At 55.5% G+C, this 2,909-nt stretch carries 4 protein-coding genes; 2 read left to right on the forward strand and 2 right to left on the reverse strand.

The window, feature by feature from the left end; translation table 11 throughout:
- Window positions 1-272 precede the first annotated feature (272 nt).
- Both AWB67_RS35945 and AWB67_RS43130 read left to right on the forward strand, forming a co-directional pair.
- A complete protein-coding gene (locus tag AWB67_RS35945) occupies window positions 273-689 on the forward strand; it encodes a MerR family transcriptional regulator (protein WP_087660629.1) in 417 nt (138 codons plus the stop codon).
- A 136-nt stretch (window positions 690-825) separates the two neighbouring features.
- Window positions 826-960, forward strand: coding sequence for a hypothetical protein (locus AWB67_RS43130; RefSeq protein ID WP_268808162.1), 135 nt, complete (start codon window positions 826-828; stop codon window positions 958-960).
- A gap of 816 nt (window positions 961-1,776) precedes the next feature.
- Here AWB67_RS43130 and AWB67_RS35950 read toward each other — a convergent pair.
- Window positions 1,777-2,160, reverse strand: a complete 384-nt coding sequence (locus tag AWB67_RS35950) for a VOC family protein (RefSeq protein WP_087660630.1) — start codon at window positions 2,158-2,160, stop codon at window positions 1,777-1,779.
- Between the two features lie 287 nt (window positions 2,161-2,447).
- Window positions 2,448-2,909, reverse strand: a 462-nt coding sequence (locus AWB67_RS35955; protein WP_143328474.1) for a zinc-binding dehydrogenase, incomplete at its 5' end; no start/stop codon positions are given.

A 2,909-nucleotide genomic window follows, 5' to 3' on the forward strand; every position in this document is an offset into this window, starting at 1 on the left:
GCCCGCCCCGGCACCGTGCGCGAAGACATACAGGGCTCGCGCGTCCTTCGGCGCTCGGAGGAGCGCAGAGACCATAGTGCCGTCGGGCAGTGCCAGGGAAAGCGATTCTGGGTCGTCCATCGTATTCAGGTCGTGTCGTTGTGGCCTTTGCGCCGATTCTGCATCAATGAGGCATTGGGGAGCGCAACCACAATAAGCCAATTATCATTATTTATCGCTGGAAGCGTAACCCTTGGGGAAATTGAAGCACGAGGCAGGCTATCGGACTTACCATGACCGTCACCTATTCCATACGCATGCTGAGCCGACTCTCCGGCACCAGTATCGAAACGATTCGCTACTACGAGAAGGTGGCTCTGTTGCCCGCTCCCTCCCGGGCCAGCAATGGGTTTCGCGAATACGACAACACCATCGTCGAATGTCTGGCGTTCATTCGGCACGGCCGTGAGCTCGGCTTCACCTTCGACGAAATCCGTGAGTTGCTCAAAATTGCACGTTATGCAGAGGAACCTTGGGTGGACGCCGATCGTATGACACGAGATCACCTCGATGCACTTAGAAGCGAGATTCGGAAACTCCAACGGTTGTGGCGCGGACTTAAGCAAGAGGCGGATTGCTACAGTCGGAAATCCGTGCATTACAAACTCCTTCACCCGCTCGCGGTGCCGAACGCTCGGTGCCGATCGTAACCATGACACGAACCTATCTGATCGACCCATTCACCAAGACCTGACGGAAGTTGAGCGAATTGCTTCCGGTCGAGGCAGTGAGTCACTGAATGAGATTTATGACCTGCTGCACTGTCATAAAGTCAAAGCAGTCGCGATGTCAAGTGTCGGCACGGATGCGATCCTCGTTGACGAGGAAGGCCTGCACAAAGTCGACCAGGAGTTTTTCCGCTGCATGCTTTGGCCGCAGGAAGTGTTCGGTGGCCGAGCGCTGGATTGGAGCAACACCTGAGGGTGTTGACGCCAGTCCTAGGACATCGCTCAACTATGTACGCGCCTCGATCCTGTTTGAACTGTAGAGACTTTATAGCAGTGTTAAAACCCGTGAGCTCCACAAAGTGGGGCCGCTAACGCAGGCCCGATTCAAGATGGGCACGCAAATGCCATTCGATGGGCTGGGCGACCTTTCGATCGGGCTCCACAAATTCGGGGAATAGCATGGAACTTGCGCAGGCAGAACGCCAGAAGGTAACTCTGGAAAATATTCGTCCCGACAGCGCTGACTTGTTTGCGACGTGGTACATGGGGTGGACTCGCTCTCTCGTGTGGGCTCGGGATCCAGGAGTCAAACATTGAAGACGCTGATCAGCACACCGACGACCATTCTTCGAGAGTTGTAGACCAAAGGCAACGATGGACCTGTCCGTCGCAGCGGTAGTTTATCTAGCAGTTCGTCGACCCTTTAGGCGCACGTTAAAGTATTCCCGAAATAGGAAGCATCTTTAAACGACGGTGGAAGTACGTAGTAGCTCGACTACCCTCGATACGCGCGCCTGGCTGTCATCAAAGTTTCTCCGCTGCCACCGAACGCATGCCCCGAACCTTTGAAGACACAATGACGCTAATCATCGGCGAGTTTGAGGGTTACAATTAGGATAACAAATAAACGTCGCTAAATTCCTTTATGTAAAGTTACGCGCTTCCCGACACATCTCGGGCGCGCGCATTGAACTACCGAGACCGCTTCGGCAAGTCCCCGCTAAACGAATACACAGAAGGGTACGAAGCCTACAGTGTCAGGGCCCAAGACGACCCCTGACAGCTGGCGTTACTCGGACTTGAAGCAATAAACAGCGAGTTTATTGCCGTCAAGATCTCGAACATACGCAGCATATGCGTTTGGTGCCCAACCGCGAGGACCCGCGGCACCTTCGCACTGGCCGCCCGCAGCAATCGCAGTTTTGTGAAATGCATCGATCGACGCACGATTCGGCGCCTCAAAGGAGACGGTTACGCCGTTTCCCACGGACGCGGCTTGACCGTTTGCCGGCGTCAGAACGAAAAATGACGGTGATTCTTGACCCCAGATGGAACCTTGGTCGCCAAGATCGTTGACGCGCTTCAACCCGATTTCGCCGAGCACACTGTCGTAGAACGAGCGCGCTTTTTCTAGATTGTTTGTGCCAACAGTAACGTGTGTAAAAACATCCATGTGTATTCCTTCAGGTGAGCTGCGTTGAATCGGAGCGCCGTTGGCGCCTGCTAAAAGTTTGAGGGTCTCTCATCCGTGGATTCCCGTGGGTTGCCAAGCTTCACGGATGGTCTCTTCGGAGCACATCAGCCGTCGAGTAGGACAGCGCCGGCATTTGGTGGGCGCTGCTTCCTTAGGGAAGGACGGAAATTGCTATGCCGGCTGATCGATTCCGACCCGGTGCTAACCGCTGGACGAGATCGAAGCAACGTTGTCATCCAAAGAAGTTAAAGCATCGTTTGACTCAATTAATACATGACGACGGATCGGATCGACTCGCCCTTCTTCATCAGATCGAAGCCTTCGTTGATGCGTTCGAGCGGCAGATGGTGCGTGATGAGATCGTCGATGTTGATCTTGCCTTCCATGTACCAGTCGACGATCTTCGGCACGTCCGTGCGCCCGCGCGCGCCGCCGAACGCCGAGCCTTTCCACTCGCGGCCCGTGACGAGCTGGAACGGCCGCGTCGAGATTTCCTCGCCTGCCGCCGCCACGCCGATGATGAACGATTGCCCCCAGCCCTTGTGCGTGCATTCGAGCGCCTGGCGCATCAGCTTGACGTTGCCGACGCATTCGAACGAATAGTCGGCGCCGCCATCGGTGAGTTGCACGATGTGGTCGACGACGTTCTCGACTTCCTTCGGGTTGATGAAGTGCGTCATGCCGAACTTCTTCGCGAGTTCGACGCGCCCCGGATTGATATCGACGCC

This window comes from Caballeronia terrestris, from assembly GCF_001544515.1.
Taxonomy (GTDB): Bacteria; Pseudomonadota; Gammaproteobacteria; order Burkholderiales; family Burkholderiaceae; genus Caballeronia; species Caballeronia terrestris.